Below are 16,559 nucleotides of genomic sequence, written 5' to 3' on the forward strand. Positions count from 1 at the left end.
CTCTTTTTATAACAATTGCCTCTATTCTAATGTTGTTCTAAAGTTCAAATGGCGGCATATCATTAAATAGTGGGAGGGATGAAAATGGGCGTGCCAGAAACGTGCTGCTATACCATGTGCTGCTTGGAAAAGAGTTTCAGCAGCGGTGGAACGGAAGTATTGACGGTAAAAATTGAATATCCGAAATTTGAACTTCCCAATTGTGGAAGAATGGAGAGCGTGATAAACCGCAGTATATGGGGGCAGGTGGAATGCTTTTTCCATGATGCCGCTACCATACTGTACCGTCAGGCATCTTGTGCATTACATAATTCTAACAATCAAAAGGATTATCCTTTTAACCCTTATGATGCAGTTATGAAGTACCAGGTCACTACCTGCAACTCCTGCTATGTTAGCTTATACCGAGACGCATATGAGTTCACCGGTGGTGCGCATGGCAATACCGTGCGTCGGTCTGATACATGGTCGCTGAACGCTTGCAGGGCTGTGCAGGCATGTGATTTCTTTCTTCCAAAAACAGTTTATCGGAGAGCCATCCTGCAAGAAATATTATTTCAAGCAGATGAAAATATGAGAAAATGCCCCGGTATTTATTTTGAAAATTACCAGAAGCTGATTACTCGCTATTTTAATCCCAACCGTTTTTATGTTACTGAAAATAGCGTAACATATTATTTTCAGTTATACGAAATCGCTCCCTATGTATCTGGGATTGTAACCTTTCCTATTCCATTTGATCAACTCGAATGCCCACCTATTTGCAATATATAAAAGTGTTAGTCCCCCTCCGCTAATCGGCGGAGGGGGACTTTTGTAAACAATGTGAAAGTGAAATTGCTTGTCAATATGCTTTATGTTATAATATTCTAACAAGCAATTGAGCTCCCGAAATATAATAAAATCTAAATTCATATTTTTAAATTTAAATACCTATCTAAAATGAAAAATGGTTTGGGATATTATAGAAATAATTAATTGTGTGCTTTGTAGTGCGGATATAAAGGAGTAGGAGAAATGAACGCAAAAGAAGAGTTTGAAGAGATTTTTACAACACATATCAACCGTGCTGGTAGCAGAGAGCTGTTAGATTGGCTCTCAACCACTGATTTTTTTACAGCGCCTGCAAGCACAAGGTTCCATTGTGCTTGCCTGAGCGGTCTGGTACAGCACAGTGTGAATGTTTACCGATTAATGCGTGAAAAACACTTTGAAGAGGGGAAAGATAGCGAAGAGAGCTTTGCCATCTGTGGGCTTTTGCACGACGTTTGTAAGGCACAGTATTATAAAACCTCTACCAAAAACGTAAAGAACGAAGAAACCGGTGCATGGGAAAAGAAGCCGTTTTATATGGTGGAAGACAGCTTCCCTTATGGGCATGGCGAAAAATCAGTCTTTTTAATTGAACGCTTTTTGCGTTTAAAACCCTCTGAGGCCGTTGCAATCCGCTGGCATATGGGTGGGTTTGACGATACGGCACGTTCCGGTAACTTTGCAATTAGCCACGCCTATCAAAAATACCCCATCGCTGTAAAGCTGCATTTGGCAGATTTGGAATCTACTTATTTGCGGGAAAAGGGAACTTCTTCGGCTCATTGACATAATAACCATGTTTTTTGCAAGGATGCTAGGGAATTTGTAGGACAAGCCTGTTTACATCGGTGTGAAATGTGACTATAATATTATCTAATTATATAAAATGAACAAATAGAAGTCTTAATGAAGAAGGAGTCGATTTATCCATGGCTTATTATTTTGAGGAGCCTTCCCGCACGTTTAACGAATATTTGCTGATTCCGGGGTATTCCTCCGCCGATTGTGTTCCGGCAAATGTCAGCCTGAAAACACCGGTAGTCAAATTTAACAAAGATGAAGAGCCTGCACTTTCGATGAACATTCCGATGGTATCGGCAATTATGCAGTCTGTTTCCGATGATAAAATGGCAATCGCCCTAGCGAAAGAGGGCGGTATTTCTTTTATTTATGGCTCTCAGTCCATTGAAGAAGAAGCCGCAATGATTCAACGAGTAAAAAGCTATAAAGCCGGATTTGTGGTAAGTGACTCCAACATAAAGCCGGACCAGACCTTGCAGGATATTTTGGATTTGAAAGAGAGAACCGGCCACTCTACCGTTGCGGTTACTGAAGACGGCACAGCAACCGGCAAGCTGTTGGGAATTGTAACAAGCCGCGACTACCGTGTTAGCCGTATGGAGACGGACACGAAGGTTTCGGAATTTATGACTCCGTTCTCAAAGCTGGTATATGCGGAAAAGGGTGTTACTCTCAAAGAAACAAACAATATTATTTGGGATCATAAGCTCAATGCTCTTCCGATTGTGGATGAAAACCAGCAGCTGGTTTATTTGGTATTCCGTAAAGACTACGCTTCTCATAAAGAGAATAAGCTTGAGTTATTGGATTCTCACAAGCGCTATGTGGTGGGTGCCGGTATTAATACCCGCGATTTTGCAGAGCGTGTTCCTGCTTTGGTTGAAGCAGGTGCCGATGTGCTTTGCATCGATTCTTCCGAAGGATTTTCGGAATGGCAGAAAAAGACCATAAGCTGGATTCGTGAAAACTACGGCGAAACCGTAAAGGTTGGCGCAGGTAACGTAGTAGACAGAGAAGGCTTTATGTATTTGGTGGAAAGCGGAGCCGACTTTGTGAAGGTTGGTATTGGCGGAGGTTCCATTTGTATTACCCGTGAGCAGAAGGGGATTGGCCGTGGTCAAGCAACTGCTCTTATCGATGTAGCAAAGGCTCGTGACGAATATTTTGAGAGAACAGGCGTTTATGTGCCAATTTGCTCTGACGGCGGTTTGGTTTATGATTACCACATGACGCTTGCACTTGCTATGGGCGCCGATTTCTTAATGATGGGTCGCTATTTTGCTCGTTTTGATGAGAGCCCCACAGGCAAGGTCGCCATTGGTGGCAGCTATATGAAAGAATATTGGGGCGAAGGCTCCAATCGTGCTAGAAACTGGCAGCGTTACGATTTGGGCGGTGCAAGCAAACTTTCTTTTGAAGAAGGTGTTGATTCGTATGTGCCTTATGCCGGAGCACTTAAAGATAACGTAAACCTGACTTTAAATAAGATTCGTTCCACCATGTGTAACTGTGGTTCGATAACCATTTCTGAGCTTCAGAAAAAAGCAAAGATTACACTCGTATCATCAACCTCTATTGTTGAGGGTGGTGCGCACGACGTTGTTCTTAAGGATGCTGGAAACAGTGTAGTTAAATAAGGGTATCAATCATTCATTGAAACGCAAAAACACTGTACCGAATTTGGTACAGTGTTTTTTATTACCATGTTTGGTCGGGACGATAAAAATCGTCTTTAAAAGGAAACGGAGTATATGAAGCTTCTTCCGTTGTTTGCGAAACAGGTTTTAGAGGATCATCGCAGATTTCTTCCTCTAAAAATGGCTGACTCCAAGGGGTATCTTGTGGTAGAATCATTGTTATCGATCCCCCTGCGTTAAGTTGTCAGCATAGCTCCAAAGGCTCTCAAACGAATTCACGCCGCCGGGGCGCTGGCTAATAGCGGAACGAACGTGCTCCGGTAGAGATTCAAAGTATTTTTTAGCCTTTGGGTCATCGTTCATTAAAGCATATAAATCTGGGTATTTTTTCTCCATGTTATTCACCTCTCGTATATTTTGCACTGATTTTCATAGAAATTTCAGGGAACGAGAGGAAAATTTAGAAAAATATACTTATATTAGTATTTTCGCACACCATCAATATGCAAATAACGTATTTGATCATACATATAAGAGCTTAGTGGTCTCATGAAAGCGTCAAAGGTATGTGCAGCTACATATATTTCATCTGGTTTTATTGCAACCACAACCGGGGAATGATAAAATCTACCGGTTTGGTCGCCAAATTGAATAATATCTCCGGGCATCATTTCTGAGGAATCTGTTTCAGTTGCAAATGGACCGGGGCCCTTGTTGTTGATAAGAAACTGATGCAGATAGACCACACCCGCCCAAGAGGGACTTCTATCGCTGCTGCTCCTGTAATACCAACCAAACGTAGGAGTATAATTCATTACTCCGCTTCCTGCATAAAGGCATTGGGAGGCAAAATTGGTGCAGTCTCCACCTAAGTTCTCAAAATTATAATAAGCAGGGTTTCTTTGAAAAGCCCATTTGCGGGCATACTCTACAGCAGCCGCTCTATTATAGTCTACAATACGCATTAACGCTACCTCCGTTTATCTGTAGGATACAAAAAATTGATGAAATGAAGAATTTGGCACAAATTTAATTTTGTGGCCAAGAATTTTAATATATCCTATGCAACAAAGGTTTTTATGTACGCTTTCACCGCCGAGCAGAGCTCAGTGGTGAAAACGCCTGACTTTGCAGATGATAAAAGATTATTTTACTTGGAAAGATTGGCAATCAGTGCACTGGTCCATAGAAGGGTTCTGTTCATGAGTACCTACCTGAATTTTTTCCAAAGAACAGAAATCCTGAGCCTGGCAATGAAAACGACACTGCTCCACGCTGCAACCGATAGACGGATTAGGGCGGCTATTCGAATTTGTCATTAGTACGCCTCCTTTCATTCAAAGGCTTCTTTTAGTATGTAAAAAAAAGAACAATTTATGAAGTGTAATTTTTGAGATTGCTTCAAATCGATATGAGTGGTAGTATAAGTAAGTATGGTGTCAGACAATGTCATATAATTTAGTTAGCTATAAATTAGGTCTTTATCATATTTTAAATAAAATTAGGTAACATAAGGGAAAGAATGGAAAAAGGAGCAAAACAATGAGCAGACGTAATAAAATGAAATCCACAGCTAAATTGCTGTTGCTTTGTCTTTTAATATTAATATCATCCATGTTATTTTTATTTTTAGCACAAAATGAACCCATGATTCATTGGGTAAAAACGTTCTCAACCAATACTTCATCATCCTATGTACAGCAATCGAAGAGTCCTGCCCCTGAGTCTGCCCCTGAGTCTTCCATTACTATTGAAAAAATTTCAAAAGTGTGGGAGAAAGACAGCGATTTAATTTTGGTGAATTGGGAATATGCACTTCCCGAACAGTATGCGCCCAAGTTGCTAAAGGCGTATGATATGGAAATGGACGAACGGCTAGTAGAGCCTTACCGCCAAATGAGTGAAGCAGCTTCCAAAGAAGGAATCACCTTTTGGATTTCCTCCGCGTACCGAGCCCCTCAGCTTCAAAAGGAGTTGCTTGAACGAGAAATTAAAGAAAATGAGAAAAAAGGCATGTCTTCAGAAGAAGCACGAGAAAAAGCTGCCGCGGCAGTTGCAAAGCCTGGCCATAGCGAGCATAATACCGGTTTAGCGATTGACTTAAATGGAGTTCGCGCCGATTTTGAACATGAAAAAGGGTACGCATGGCTCCAGCAACATGCTGCGGAATACGGTTTTATACTTCGGTATCCAAAAGAAGAAGAGAGCAATACTAAAATTATGTTTGAACCTTGGCATTACCGATATGTAGGGAAAGAAAATGCTATGAAAATGAAAGAACTCGGGATGTGCCTTGAAGAATACGTGAAATACTTGGCGTTAAAAGAAGAAAATAATTGAATAAATCCCAAATTTTGATATAATAACAAAAAGAGGCTTTACTTTCGAAAGAGGAACGCGAAGATTTCCCCCGCCCTCGGCGGGGGAAATCTTCAACCGTTATTCTTTTTCAGGGAAATGATACAAAGCAAGAAATGACTGAATCCTGAAGGGGTGTTGATATGCAAGAGAAAAAAATAAGAACCAGATTTGCGCCTAGTCCCACCGGATTTATGCACGTGGGCAATTTGCGTACCGCGTTGTATGAATACCTGATTGCAAAGCATGAGGGTGGAGATTTCATCCTTAGAATTGAAGATACAGATCAGGAGCGCCAAGTTGAGGGCGCTGTTGAGGTGATTTACGACACCCTGAAAACAGTTGGCTTACAGCACGACGAAGGTCCCGACATCGGCGGCAATTTTGGGCCATATATCCAGAGCGAGCGCATGGGAACCTATAAAAAATTTGCCGAACAGCTTGTACAGGAGGGGAAGGCATACTTTTGCTTCTGCACAAAGGAGCGCCTTGCCTCTTTGCATGAAGAGAATTCGTTTGGCGGGTACGACCGCCATTGCCGTACCCTGCCGCAAGAAGAAATTGACCGTCTGCTTGCTTCTGGTACGCCTTATGTCATTCGCCAGAAAATGCCGACAGAAGGCTCTACGACATTCCACGATGCTGTATACGGCGATATTTCGGTTGACAATAAAGAGCTTGAGGACCAGGTACTTTTAAAGTCTGATGGCTTTCCAACCTATAACTTTGCAAATGTAATTGACGATCACCTCATGGAAATTACCCATGTAGTACGCGGTAGCGAGTATTTATCGTCTACCCCAAAATACAATTTACTTTATCAGGCCTTTGGCTGGCAGATTCCTACTTATGTGCATTTGCCATTGATTAAGGGTAGAAATGCGGATGGTACCGCTTCGAAGCTTTCAAAGCGCCACGGCTCAACCGGTTTTGCCGATTTGCTTAAGGAGGGTTACTTGCCCGAGGCAATCATTAACTACATTGCGCTTTTGGGCTGGTGCCCGAAAGACAACGAAGAGAAAATGGACATGCAAGGGCTAACAGAGCGCTTCACTATTGAGGGAATTAGCAAGTCTCCCGCAATTTTTGATTATGATAAGCTTACTTGGCTCAATGGGGAATACCTGCGTGCTATGACACCAGAACAATTTACCGAGTTGGCAATGCCTTATTATCGTGAGGGATTTGGTGATACACAAGCTGATTGGTCTGTTCTTACACTCATTTTGCAGCCCCGTGTAACAAAACTGACTCAAATACCGGAAATGGTTGCTTTCTTAAAAGAACTGCCGGAGTATCCTGCAGATTTCTTTGTTAATAAAAAGAGTAAAACAACTCTTGAGAATTGTGTTCCTTTGCTAAAAGAAGCTATTGAGGTACTCAAAGAGTTAACTGAGTGGTCTGTACCTAGCCTTCATGCCGTTCTTTTGCAACTGGCAGAGCGCCTTGAGGTAAAGAACGGAACACTGCTCTGGCCGGTTCGCATTGCGGCAGCCGGACAAACCGTTACACCGGGTGGTGCTATGGAGATTCTGGCCATATTGGGTCAAGAAGAATCGTTGCGCCGACTGGAGCTTGGTTTGAAAAAATGTGAAGGGTAATGGGTAAATAATGATGAGCGAAGAAATCAAGGAACCTTTGAATCAGGAAATTACAGGACATTTTATCCACGAATTCGTGGCAGAGGATATTGCGCCGGGCGGGCGTTTTGAGGGTGAGCGTGTACACACTCGTTTTCCACCAGAGCCAAACGGCTACCTGCATATCGGCCATGCCAAAGCAATTTGCATTGACTTTGGAACCGCAGAAAAATTTGGCGGAATATGTAACCTGCGTATGGACGATACCAACCCCAGTAAAGAAGACACGGAATATGTAGATGCCATTAAGGAAGATATTCAGTGGCTTGGTTACGATTGGGAAGATCGGTTTTATTATGCCTCCGATTATTTTGAGACCATGTATCAGCTTGCAGAAAAGCTGATTGAAAAGGGATTAGCCTATGTTTGTCAGCTCACTCCCGAACAGATGAGAGAGAATCGCGGCGATTTAAAGAGCCCCGCCGTCAGCCCATTTCGTGACCGCCCAGTGGAAGAAAGCCTTGATTTATTCCATCGGATGCGTGCAGGGGAATTCCCGGATGGAACCATGACCCTGCGTGCCAAAATCGACTTGGAATCCGGCAACTTTAATATGAGAGATCCGGTGTTGTATCGTATTAGCCATACGAACCATCATAGAACCGGTGACAAGTGGTGTATTTACCCTATGTACGATTACGCGCACCCCATTGAGGATGCGATGGAGGGTATTACGCACTCACTGTGTTCCCTTGAGTTTGAAGACCACCGTCCGCTTTACGATTGGGTCATTCAGAATGTGGATTTGCCCTCAAAGCCACGTCAAATTGAGTTCGCGCGCCTCGGCATTAATAATACGGTAATGAGCAAGCGCCGCTTGCGTTTGTTGGTAGAAAAAGAGTTTGTTTCCGGTTGGGATGACCCCCGTATGCCCACCTTGTGCGGTCTGCGCCGTCGTGGTTATACACCGGCTTCCATTCGAAACTTTATTGAGCGCCTTGGTGTTTCGAAAGTTAACAGCACGGTAGAGTATTCGTTCTTAGAGCATTGCCTGAGAGAAGACCTCAACCTGAATGCGCAGCGCGTAATGTGTGTGCTAGACCCCATTAAGCTGATTATTACTAACTACCCGGAGAATCAGGTAGAAGAATTTGAAGTAGAAAACAATCCAAATCGGCCGGAAGATGGAACCCGTAAAGTTGATTTTTCACGTGAGGTATATATTGAACGCGATGACTTTACAGAAGCTCCACCCAAGGGCTACTTCCGGTTATTTCCCGGGAACGAAGTGCGCCTAAAAACAACGTACATCGTTCGTTGCACCGGCTGTAAAAAGGACGATGACGGAAATGTAATTGAAGTGTACGCCGAGTACGACCCTGCAACCCGTGGCGGTAATACGCCAGATGGGAGAAAGGTAAAGGGTACCATTCATTGGGTAGATGCAAAATCTGCGGTTACGGCTGAGGTTCGTGTCTACGATAATCTGTTTACCGTACCCGACCCAGAATCCGGTGAGTTCTTAGAGCTTTTAAATCCCGATTCCCTTAAGATTCTTAAGGATTGTAAGGTAGAGCCGGATGTGGCAAAAGCCTCGGCACCGGCATCCTTCCAATTCATGCGCCAGGGTTATTTCTGCCCGGATCTTGACAGTACGCCGGAGTACCCCATATTCAATCGCTCAGTCTCTCTGAAAGATAGCTTTAATAAAAAATAAAAACAGCTTGCCCCGGCCTGCATCACGCAAAGCCGGGGCATTTCTAACGCCGCAGATTCAGCTGGCGGCAAAATCGGCGTGCGCCGGTGTATTACCAGGCGCAACGCCCTCACTTTTTCTGAATAAACTCTGGGAAAAAGCTTTCTGGATTTTGCTTAAATTGCTGCACAAGATCTAATTCCAGACTGCCTTTCTCCGTTTTTCCGTAGTACCCCATCCAACGGGGTATTGGATTTTGTTCGGGATTCTTGCAGTCGTATATCTTTGTGCGAATTTCCATGTTTCCACCTCCGTACAGATGCTGGTATCCATATATTATGCAGTAGTATGTAGTTTCGCCAATGTAACAAAACTCATTTTTTCCTACAAGGCTTTCCCATCGAACTAGAAAATGGTATAATGTACAAAAGAACAGTAGGGCTTTTTTATAAGAGATGTACATGCTCTAAGCGAACTATCTAAATAAATAATGGAAGTATCATTCGATTTTTACTGTATAGTTAAAAATATAAAAATGAATGGGGTGAAATAAATGCAGAAGAGCTTAACTATCGCCAGCTTGGTATTAGGTATCGTTTCTACATTGGTTAGTGTAACAATTACCGTGCTCCAAATTGTCAGCCTGAAAAAGGGCCGCTAATGAGTGGAAAAGAGAGTTAGTACCGGCGCGGCAGGCTGAATATAGCCCCGGCGCCGGTTTTCTTTACAGAAATGGAGGATTGTATGAAACTGCTGCATTTGGCGGATTTGCACATTGGAAAGCGGGTCAACGAGTTTAGTATGTTGGAAGACCAGAGCGCCATATTAAAGCAGATTATAACGATTGCAAAAGAAGAAAAACCGGATGCGGTTTTAATTGCAGGAGACGTTTACGATAAAACCATACCACCGGGAGATGCGGTTTCGGTATTGGATGATTTTTTAACAGGGTTGGCTTTTCTTAATTTACCGGTATATATGATTTGCGGCAATCACGATTCTGCAGAGCGTTTAAGCTTTGGCAGCCGCATTCTTTGCAAGCAGGGAATTACTATTGCTTCGTCCTATAATGGTACGCTTGAGCCATTTTTGCTGGAGGATACATATGGAACCGTAGAGCTTTACTTGCTGCCGTTTATAAAGCCTGCGTTAGTTGCTTCTTTTTTCCCGGAAGAAGAGCTTTTAAGGACAGAAGATGCCGTTCGCAAGGTGCTAGAGCCAATTTCCCCTGATGCGGTTTGCCGAAGAGTGCTGGTAGCACATCAGTTTATTACAAATAGGGGAGAACTGCCCCAGCAATCAGATTCGGAAACAGCCTATGTAGGGGGATCAGATGCAGTGGATGCAGGAGTATTTCACGCTTTTGATTATGTTGCACTTGGGCACCTACATGGCCCTCAAAAAATGATGCGCGATACCATTCGATATGCAGGCTCTCCATTAAAATATTCCTTTTCCGAATGCCGCCAGAAAAAATCGGTAACGATTGTAGAGCTGCTGGAGAAAGGAAACACGCAGATTCGCCAAATACAACTGGTTCCCTTACGCGATATGCGAGAGATTCGTGGGTCAATCGAACAGCTTACCGACCCGCAGGTAGTCGCTTCTGCAAATGCGGAGGATTACATTCACGCTACCCTAACCAATACAGAGGAACTCATGGATCCCATTGGAAAATTAAGGCGCTTTTACCCCAATATTATGCGGCTGGAGTTTGAAAATCGCTCCAGCAGTGAAAGAGGACAAAAAAATGCCGCTTCGGGAGAGGATCTCTCAAAAAAAACAACATTTGAGTTGTTTGAAGATTTCTTTCAAATACAGAATCAAAAAGAAATGACGCAAGTACAGGCTGAATTTATGCGGTCACTGTTCCAGAGTATAGGGGAGGGAACACGATGAAACCAAAGCATTTAATTGTGAGTGCATTTGGCCCCTTTGCAGGTAGAGTGGAAGTTCCTTTTGAGAAGTTTGGTTCCATGGGTCTCTTTTTAATCACGGGTGATACGGGTGCCGGTAAAACGACACTGTTTGACGCAATTTCGTTTGCATTGTTTGGAGAATCTAGCGGTACGGTTCGTCCGGTAGAAAGCCTGCGCAGTGATTTTGCCAACCCGGAAGAAAAGACTTTTGTGGAGCTTCTTTTTTTGCACCGTGGGCAAGAATACTTGGTTCGTAGAAACCCAAAATATCGCCGTCCCAAAAAGAGCAGGGAGGGTTTTACAGATGAACCTGGGGATGCCTCGCTTACTTTCCCGGATGATAAAGTGATTACGGGAAATGTGCGGGTAACCGCCGCCATAGTAGAACTGCTTGGGATTGATTATAAACAATTTAAACAAATTGCCATGATTGCACAAGGTGAATTTTTAAAGCTCCTTTTGGCAGACCATCGGGAACGCGCGGAGATTTTTCGGCGTGTATTCGGTACCGCTCCGTTAGAAGCAGTGCAATTCGAACTAAAGAAACAAGAAAAGGCTGCTAGGTTAGTCTGGGAAGATTGCTGTAAAGCTATAATACAGTACACAGGTAATCTACTTTACAGTACAGATCAAGCGGAGAGCCCATTGCTGCAAGAGTGGAAAGCCGAAAAAAACCTTCATCGCCTCGACGAGATGCTCAACCATTGGAATAAAATGCAAAAGGAAGATGAAGCTTTGCTTTCTGCTCAAAAGCTTCAACAGGAGGTTTTATCTAAGTCAGAAGCATTGCTCATTGCAGAAATGACCCGTGCGGAACAGCTGAATCGAATGTTTCGTGAACTGGAGCAAGCACAAAAAAACAGAGAAAATATAACAATACAGGAACCCTTGGTACGGCAGACAGAATCGCTGGCAAAACGAGCAAGTGCAGCAGTAGAACGTGTAAGACCAATCGAAAAGATATATCTTTCTTCAAAGGAGAATGTGCTTGAATTAGAGAAAGGAATTCAGGTTTATAAGGAACGCGGATTACTTCTCGAAAAACAACTGGTTTCTCTTGAGCAAAGCTTTCTAAAAGAGCAAGAGGCAGAGCCGCAGAGAACAAAACTAGCAGAACAGCTTGCGGGGCTTCGCTCTGCATTGCCAGATTATCATCACTACAAAGTGCTTGTACTGCAGCAAAATAGTTTGGAAGGTGCTCTCAAGCAAAGTAGAATATCCTTAGAGAAAACTTTAAAGCAAAGAGATGCTTTTACCCAAAAGCAGAATGAGCTTCAAACTCAGCTGAATCAAACCGCTCAAGCACCGGTAGATATTGTAAAGTGCGAAAAGGAAAAAGAAGCGGCAGAAGCCTTACGCACCAGCTTGCTGCAGCTGCATGAAATGGCAAAAGGATTAGCCTCTTTGCAAGAAGAAAAAGAGCTGGCACAAAAGGCGTATGTAGCAAAAGAAGAGGAGTATCGGTCGATACATCGCTTTTGCGAAGAAAAGGAGCTGCTATATTTTCGTCAACAAGCAGGTGTATTAGCCGAAAGTTTGCAATCTGGAATGCCTTGTCCGGTTTGCGGCTCAAAAGAGCATCCTCAAAAAGCTCAGATTGTCTCAGGAGCGCCGAATGAGCAAGAGCTCCAACACATACGGGCTCAGCAGGAACAGGCTTCTGCGCGCTTGCGAGAAGCAAGCACGAATGCCCATGGGAAAGAAGTACGCATTCAATCCGCTAGTCAATCTCTAAACCAACAATGGCAGCAAGTTCTGCCGGGTGTGGCAATGCCGGAAGAGCTTTCTGCGCTCAAGAACAAGATTGTCATTTTGGGGAAAGAGAACACGGAGAGAAAAAAGGCACTTGAGACGAAATACAGTGAGCTAAAATTACTCTGCACCAACCGGGAGAACTGGGGTAAGCAACTTGAAGAAGTTCAAGTACGAGCAAAAGAAAACGAAGAGCTGGTGCAAAAAGAAACGGAAGAACAATCACGCCTCTCTTCACAGGTGAGTGCAAAGCAAGCCGAAACAGCGATGTTGTTGCAAAAACTGCCATGTAAAACAGAAGAAGAGTTGCAACAAAGGATAGCAGATGTTGAGAAGCAATTGCACGATAGCAAGCAGAGACTAATAAATAGTGAGTCTGCGTATACAAAATGCCGGAATGAGATTGAAAACGTGCGAGCCGTAATAAAAGAGAATATAAATCAACTCTCTGAGCAAAAAAAGAAGCTCGGGCAAACCGAACAAGAGTATTATAGCATCCTAAACGAAAATCAGTTTAGCGAAGAAGAATACCGGGAAGCACTTGCGAACCAGAGTCATATTGAAGACTGGCGCAAAGAGGTGCAAGCATTTTTGGAAAACCAACGGTTTAATCAAGAGACCATTCGGCGATTGATGGAAGAAACAAAGGGAAAAGAACCGGTAGACGCCGAAAAGCTATCTTTGCGGCAGGAAGCTTTAAAACAGGAGAAAGCAATCTACGAAGAAATTGTATCGCAAACATCGCAGCGTTATTTTGCAAATGATAGAACTCTTCATAAAATCCAGGCTTCTATTCAAGAGAAAGTGAAACTGGAGCAGCGTTATTTAATGCTTTCCTCCCTTTCTAAAACGGCAAACGGAGAACTACCGGAACGCCAAAAACTGGCATTTGAGCAATATGTGCAGGCCGCTTATTTTCAAAAGGTGATTGCGCAGGCAAATCAACGCATGAGCCGAATGACCAATGGGCGCTTTGAACTTTTACGCAAAGAAATTCCCGAAGATAACCGCAGTCAATCGGGTTTAGAGCTGGATGTAATGGATTATTATACCGGTAAGCTTCGCTCTGTACGTTCCCTCTCGGGCGGCGAATCCTTTAAAGCGTCTCTGTCTCTTGCGTTAGGGTTGTCCGATGTTATTCAGAGCTACGCCGGAGGGGTGCAAATCGACACCATGTTTATCGACGAGGGCTTTGGTACGCTTGATTCCGAATCCTTGGATCAGGCGATCACGGCACTTGCGGCACTCACTACCGGCGATCGCCTGGTCGGTATAATCTCTCACGTACCAGAGCTTAAAGAGAAAATCGATAAAAAAATCACCATACAAAAAAGTGTTACCGGGAGTAAGGTTGTTTTAACCAGCCGATAATTCACATGCCCATGGAGAAGAACCAGTGCTCTGCAAATATTTTTACACCAATCAAAATGAGGATAATTCCGCCAGCAATTTCTGCACGGCCTGAGAGTAAGCTGCCAAATCTTCTTCCAAGGTATACGCCTGCAAAGCAGAGAACAAGAGTGATGATTCCAATTAGAGACACAGAAAACACCATTTGCGGTATGCTGTGTATACCCACAGACGAGGGAAGAATAATTCCGGTTGCCAAAGCATCTATACTGGTTGCAATCGCCTGAAGAAGCAGAGCACGTTTGCCAACGGTGTGAAATCTTGCCTCCTCTGCTCGTTCCCCAAAACAAGATTCCCATACCATCTGTGAGCCCAAATACGTTAGCAGCAGAAGGGCAAGCCAGTGCTCAATATGTATTAGTAAACCCGCTCCTGCAGTTCCCAAAGCCCAGCCAAGGCAGGGCATAAATGCCTGAAAGATACCAAAGGTTAACCCTACTTTTAATGCGAATGCAGGCGTTACCTTTTTTACGGCAGTTCCGTTTGCTACTGAGGCCGCCAGAGCATCCATTGAAAGACCAACGGCAATTCCCACGAGGGAAAAATAATCCATATGCAGCTTCCCTTCAATTGAAATAGGTTTTTAAAATAAGTTGGGGCTCTTTATTGAATATATTGAATGCGAAGCAAAATTATGTAGTCATTTTTGTTTTTCATTGTTTAAATCGTGTGATATTTTTTAGATTAGAATCGACATCATTATCATTTTTTTAATTACCAAATGATATAAAAAGTGGAGAGAACCAGTTATTTTGTTCTCTCCACTTCCTCTTATTTTGTGTTAAAATCGACCCATTCTTTTGCGATTTCCACGTTTTGGTCAGATGGCATCGCAGCTTTTGTTTTGCGGTAACGTTTATCCGGGTAGGTAATGGGTATGGTTATTTTATCGGTGTCATCCCGTTCCGGCCCGGGGCCCGTTACTTTTGCAGCGGAATTTAGCGAACTATGACCTTCAAATTCATCTTTGTCTTTTTTGTGAAATAGCATCTGGTACACCTCCTGTTTTATTGTGCGACATCACATTGAAAAAATACGCACTTTTGTTTGCTACTACGCTAAAAACATGATAAAATAGATAAGAGTAAACTTGATTTATTTTAATCAATTTATGTTTACAATTGGGAAAATAAAGAGGGATGAAGGTTATGATCTGTATTTTAGATTACGGAGCAGGAAATTTAAAAAGTGTTGTAAATGCGTTTCGTTTTATTGGTGCAGAGGTGGAGGTGACCCATAATGCCGCGAAGCTGATTCAGTCGCAAGCGGTTGTTTTACCCGGTGTGGGCTCCTTTGGAGATGCCGCCGCCTCTTTAGAGCAAGCAAAGCTTTGCCAACCTTTACTGGATTTTATTGCGAGCGGACGCCCATTTTTAGGAATTTGCTTAGGAATGCAGCTTTTGTTTGAGGAAAGCGAAGAATCACCCGGTGTAAAGGGGCTTTCTGTATTTCCTGGGAAAATCAGCCGTATACCAAATGGTGATGGACTTAAGATTCCACATATGGGTTGGAACTCCTTGTCGTTAGACCAACCGTACGGTCTTTTTACCGATGTTGCGGAGCAATCTTACGTCTATTTTGTCCATTCCTTTTATCTTCAGTCCCCCAAACGTGAAATTGTATCATCGCATACGCAATATGGCGTAACGATTGATGCTTCTGTGCAATACGAGAATATTTTTGCCACTCAATTTCACCCGGAAAAAAGTGGTCAAGCGGGTTTGCTAATGCTGAAAAACTTTGCAAAAATTGCTCAAGCCGGCCAGAAAAAGAGGGGGAGATATTAATGTACGCCAAGCGGATTATTCCTTGTCTGGATGTAAATAACGGGCGTGTCGTGAAAGGAACAAACTTTGTTAATTTACGAGACGCAGGCGACCCTGTGGAAGCGGCGGTGCTGTACGACAAACAAGGTGCAGATGAACTGGTTTTTCTCGATATTACGGCGACTGTTCAGGAACGCGGTGCTATGGTAGATTTGGTACAGCGGGTAGCAGAACGAATTTTTATCCCATTTACAGTGGGAGGCGGTATTCGCTCGGTAGAAGATTTTACGCATATGCTGCGTGCTGGTGCTGATAAGGTTTCCGTTAATTCTGCAGCGGTACGAAACCCTTCGTTAATTCGTGAAGCTGCGCAAAAGTTTGGCAGTCAATGTGTTGTTTGTGCCATTGATGCGAAAAAATCCAACTCCGGCGGTTGGACGGTCTACCTGAATGGAGGCCGCATTGATACAGGGATAAATGCGGTTGAATGGGCAAAACAGGCAGTTTCGCTGGGGGCAGGAGAAATCCTCTTAACAAGTATGGATTGTGATGGAACAAAGGATGGATACGACCTAGAGCTAACCGCCTCTATTTCCAGCCAGGTTGGTGTACCGGTAATTGCATCTGGAGGAGCAGGCAGCCTAAAGGATTTTTATGATGCCTTTTCCGATGGAAAAGCAGATGCCGTTCTGGCAGCATCATTATTTCATTTTGGAGAAATTACCATTCCGGAGCTAAAAGAGTACCTCAATAAAAAGGGAATACCGGTTCGGTTATAACGAATTGCTTTTGGTGCGGTTCTTAAAATAGAGAGAAAGGATTCCGAA

The 16,559-nt window shown here is 43.4% G+C and carries 17 protein-coding genes; 10 read left to right on the plus strand and 7 right to left on the minus strand.

Annotation, left to right across the window (positions count from 1 at the left end; translation table 11 throughout):
• Positions 1-84 precede the first annotated feature (84 nt).
• From E7L17_RS03260 to E7L17_RS03270, 3 genes are all read left to right on the plus strand, one after another.
• The gene (locus E7L17_RS03260; protein WP_316321833.1) at positions 85-774 is read left to right on the plus strand and encodes a DUF3298 and DUF4163 domain-containing protein; all 690 of its coding nucleotides are present in this window, start codon (positions 85-87) and stop codon (positions 772-774) included.
• 243 nt (positions 775-1,017) lie between these two features.
• Positions 1,018-1,599, plus strand: coding sequence for a hydrolase (locus E7L17_RS03265; protein WP_316321834.1), 582 nt, complete (start codon positions 1,018-1,020; stop codon positions 1,597-1,599).
• Between the two features lie 143 nt (positions 1,600-1,742).
• Positions 1,743-3,251: an IMP dehydrogenase gene (locus E7L17_RS03270; protein WP_316321835.1), complete on the plus strand. Its 1,509-nt coding sequence runs from the start codon at positions 1,743-1,745 to the stop codon at positions 3,249-3,251.
• A 61-nt stretch (positions 3,252-3,312) separates the two neighbouring features.
• On the opposite strand, the gene E7L17_RS03275 is transcribed toward E7L17_RS03270, so the two are convergent.
• The 4 genes from E7L17_RS03275 to E7L17_RS03290 all read right to left on the minus strand — a co-directional run bounded on the left by E7L17_RS03275 (position 3,313) and on the right by E7L17_RS03290 (position 4,570).
• Positions 3,313-3,468 carry a hypothetical protein gene (locus E7L17_RS03275; protein WP_316321836.1) on the minus strand — a complete coding sequence of 52 codons (156 nt, stop codon included), beginning with the start codon at positions 3,466-3,468 and terminating at the stop codon, positions 3,313-3,315.
• A gap of 2 nt (positions 3,469-3,470) precedes the next feature.
• Positions 3,471-3,647 (minus strand): hypothetical protein, encoded by a 177-nt coding sequence (locus tag E7L17_RS03280; protein ID WP_316321837.1) that lies wholly within the window; start codon positions 3,645-3,647, stop codon positions 3,471-3,473.
• A gap of 83 nt (positions 3,648-3,730) precedes the next feature.
• Positions 3,731-4,216: an amidase domain-containing protein gene (locus E7L17_RS03285; RefSeq protein WP_316321838.1), complete on the minus strand. Its 486-nt coding sequence runs from the start codon at positions 4,214-4,216 to the stop codon at positions 3,731-3,733.
• 180 nt (positions 4,217-4,396) lie between these two features.
• Entirely contained in the window at positions 4,397-4,570 is a 174-nt protein-coding gene (locus tag E7L17_RS03290) for a DUF1540 domain-containing protein (RefSeq protein ID WP_316321839.1), read from the minus strand.
• Positions 4,571-4,793: 223 nt separating this feature from the next.
• On the opposite strand from E7L17_RS03290, the gene E7L17_RS03295 reads away from it, so the two are divergent.
• From E7L17_RS03295 to E7L17_RS03305, 3 genes are all read left to right on the plus strand, one after another.
• Positions 4,794-5,591: a M15 family metallopeptidase gene (locus E7L17_RS03295; RefSeq protein WP_316321840.1), complete on the plus strand. Its 798-nt coding sequence runs from the start codon at positions 4,794-4,796 to the stop codon at positions 5,589-5,591.
• A gap of 161 nt (positions 5,592-5,752) precedes the next feature.
• Entirely contained in the window at positions 5,753-7,210 is a 1,458-nt protein-coding gene (gene gltX, locus E7L17_RS03300; protein ID WP_316321841.1) for a glutamate--tRNA ligase, read from the plus strand.
• Positions 7,211-7,223: 13 nt separating this feature from the next.
• Entirely contained in the window at positions 7,224-8,906 is a 1,683-nt protein-coding gene (locus E7L17_RS03305) for a glutamine--tRNA ligase/YqeY domain fusion protein (protein ID WP_316321954.1), read from the plus strand.
• Between the two features lie 109 nt (positions 8,907-9,015).
• On the opposite strand, the gene E7L17_RS03310 is transcribed toward E7L17_RS03305, so the two are convergent.
• Positions 9,016-9,186, minus strand: a complete 171-nt coding sequence (locus E7L17_RS03310; RefSeq protein WP_316321842.1) for a hypothetical protein — start codon at positions 9,184-9,186, stop codon at positions 9,016-9,018.
• Positions 9,187-9,629: 443 nt separating this feature from the next.
• Here E7L17_RS03310 and E7L17_RS03315 point away from each other — a divergent pair, with 443 nt between their 5' ends.
• Together E7L17_RS03315 and E7L17_RS03320 are read left to right on the plus strand one after the other, a co-directional pair.
• Positions 9,630-10,784, plus strand: a complete 1,155-nt coding sequence (locus tag E7L17_RS03315; protein WP_316321843.1) for an exonuclease SbcCD subunit D — start codon at positions 9,630-9,632, stop codon at positions 10,782-10,784.
• The gene (locus E7L17_RS03320) at positions 10,781-13,927 is read left to right on the plus strand and encodes an SMC family ATPase (protein ID WP_316321844.1); all 3,147 of its coding nucleotides are present in this window, start codon (positions 10,781-10,783) and stop codon (positions 13,925-13,927) included. Before E7L17_RS03315 ends, E7L17_RS03320 begins: the two co-directional genes overlap by 4 nt.
• Before the next feature lies 1 nt (position 13,928).
• On the opposite strand, the gene E7L17_RS03325 is transcribed toward E7L17_RS03320, so the two are convergent.
• Both E7L17_RS03325 and E7L17_RS03330 read right to left on the minus strand, forming a co-directional pair.
• A complete protein-coding gene (locus E7L17_RS03325) occupies positions 13,929-14,519 on the minus strand; it encodes a manganese efflux pump MntP family protein (protein ID WP_316321845.1) in 591 nt (196 codons plus the stop codon).
• Positions 14,520-14,737: 218 nt separating this feature from the next.
• Positions 14,738-14,956: a CDIF630_02480 family spore surface protein gene (locus E7L17_RS03330; protein WP_316321846.1), complete on the minus strand. Its 219-nt coding sequence runs from the start codon at positions 14,954-14,956 to the stop codon at positions 14,738-14,740.
• 158 nt (positions 14,957-15,114) lie between these two features.
• Here E7L17_RS03330 and hisH point away from each other — a divergent pair, with 158 nt between their 5' ends.
• On the plus strand, positions 15,115-15,753 hold the full coding sequence (hisH, locus tag E7L17_RS03335) for an imidazole glycerol phosphate synthase subunit HisH (RefSeq protein WP_316321847.1): 639 nt from the start codon (positions 15,115-15,117) through the stop codon (positions 15,751-15,753).
• Positions 15,753-16,511, plus strand: a complete 759-nt coding sequence (gene hisF, locus E7L17_RS03340) for an imidazole glycerol phosphate synthase subunit HisF (RefSeq protein WP_316321848.1) — start codon at positions 15,753-15,755, stop codon at positions 16,509-16,511. Before hisH ends, hisF begins: the two co-directional genes overlap by 1 nt.
• Positions 16,512-16,559: the final 48 nt, after the last annotated feature.

Origin of the sequence: Clostridium sp. (assembly GCF_032576335.1) — a bacterium.
Classification (GTDB): domain Bacteria; phylum Bacillota; class Clostridia; order Oscillospirales; family Acutalibacteraceae; genus Faecalispora.

Bases quoted from the DNA above. Each gene is read 5' to 3' on its own strand.
- gltX (WP_316321841.1), top strand. From the start codon at position 5,753: ATGCAAGAGAAAAAAATAAGAACCAGATTTGCGCCTAGTCCCACCGGA.
- E7L17_RS03325 (WP_316321845.1), bottom strand. From the start codon at position 14,519: ATGGATTATTTTTCCCTCGTGGGAATTGCCGTTGGTCTTTCAATGGAT.
- E7L17_RS03295 (WP_316321840.1), top strand. From the start codon at position 4,794: ATGAGCAGACGTAATAAAATGAAATCCACAGCTAAATTGCTGTTGCTT.
- E7L17_RS03260 (WP_316321833.1), top strand. From the start codon at position 85: ATGGGCGTGCCAGAAACGTGCTGCTATACCATGTGCTGCTTGGAAAAG.
- E7L17_RS03265 (WP_316321834.1), top strand. From the start codon at position 1,018: ATGAACGCAAAAGAAGAGTTTGAAGAGATTTTTACAACACATATCAAC.
- E7L17_RS03275 (WP_316321836.1), bottom strand. From the start codon at position 3,468: ATGATTCTACCACAAGATACCCCTTGGAGTCAGCCATTTTTAGAGGAA.
- E7L17_RS03270 (WP_316321835.1), top strand. From the start codon at position 1,743: ATGGCTTATTATTTTGAGGAGCCTTCCCGCACGTTTAACGAATATTTG.
- E7L17_RS03280 (WP_316321837.1), bottom strand. From the start codon at position 3,647: ATGGAGAAAAAATACCCAGATTTATATGCTTTAATGAACGATGACCCA.
- hisF (WP_316321848.1), top strand. From the start codon at position 15,753: ATGTACGCCAAGCGGATTATTCCTTGTCTGGATGTAAATAACGGGCGT.
- E7L17_RS03315 (WP_316321843.1), top strand. From the start codon at position 9,630: ATGAAACTGCTGCATTTGGCGGATTTGCACATTGGAAAGCGGGTCAAC.
- E7L17_RS03285 (WP_316321838.1), bottom strand. From the start codon at position 4,216: ATGCGTATTGTAGACTATAATAGAGCGGCTGCTGTAGAGTATGCCCGC.
- E7L17_RS03330 (WP_316321846.1), bottom strand. From the start codon at position 14,956: ATGCTATTTCACAAAAAAGACAAAGATGAATTTGAAGGTCATAGTTCG.
- E7L17_RS03305 (WP_316321954.1), top strand. From the start codon at position 7,224: ATGAGCGAAGAAATCAAGGAACCTTTGAATCAGGAAATTACAGGACAT.
- E7L17_RS03290 (WP_316321839.1), bottom strand. From the start codon at position 4,570: ATGACAAATTCGAATAGCCGCCCTAATCCGTCTATCGGTTGCAGCGTG.
- E7L17_RS03320 (WP_316321844.1), top strand. From the start codon at position 10,781: ATGAAACCAAAGCATTTAATTGTGAGTGCATTTGGCCCCTTTGCAGGT.
- E7L17_RS03310 (WP_316321842.1), bottom strand. From the start codon at position 9,186: ATGGAAATTCGCACAAAGATATACGACTGCAAGAATCCCGAACAAAAT.
- hisH (WP_316321847.1), top strand. From the start codon at position 15,115: ATGATCTGTATTTTAGATTACGGAGCAGGAAATTTAAAAAGTGTTGTA.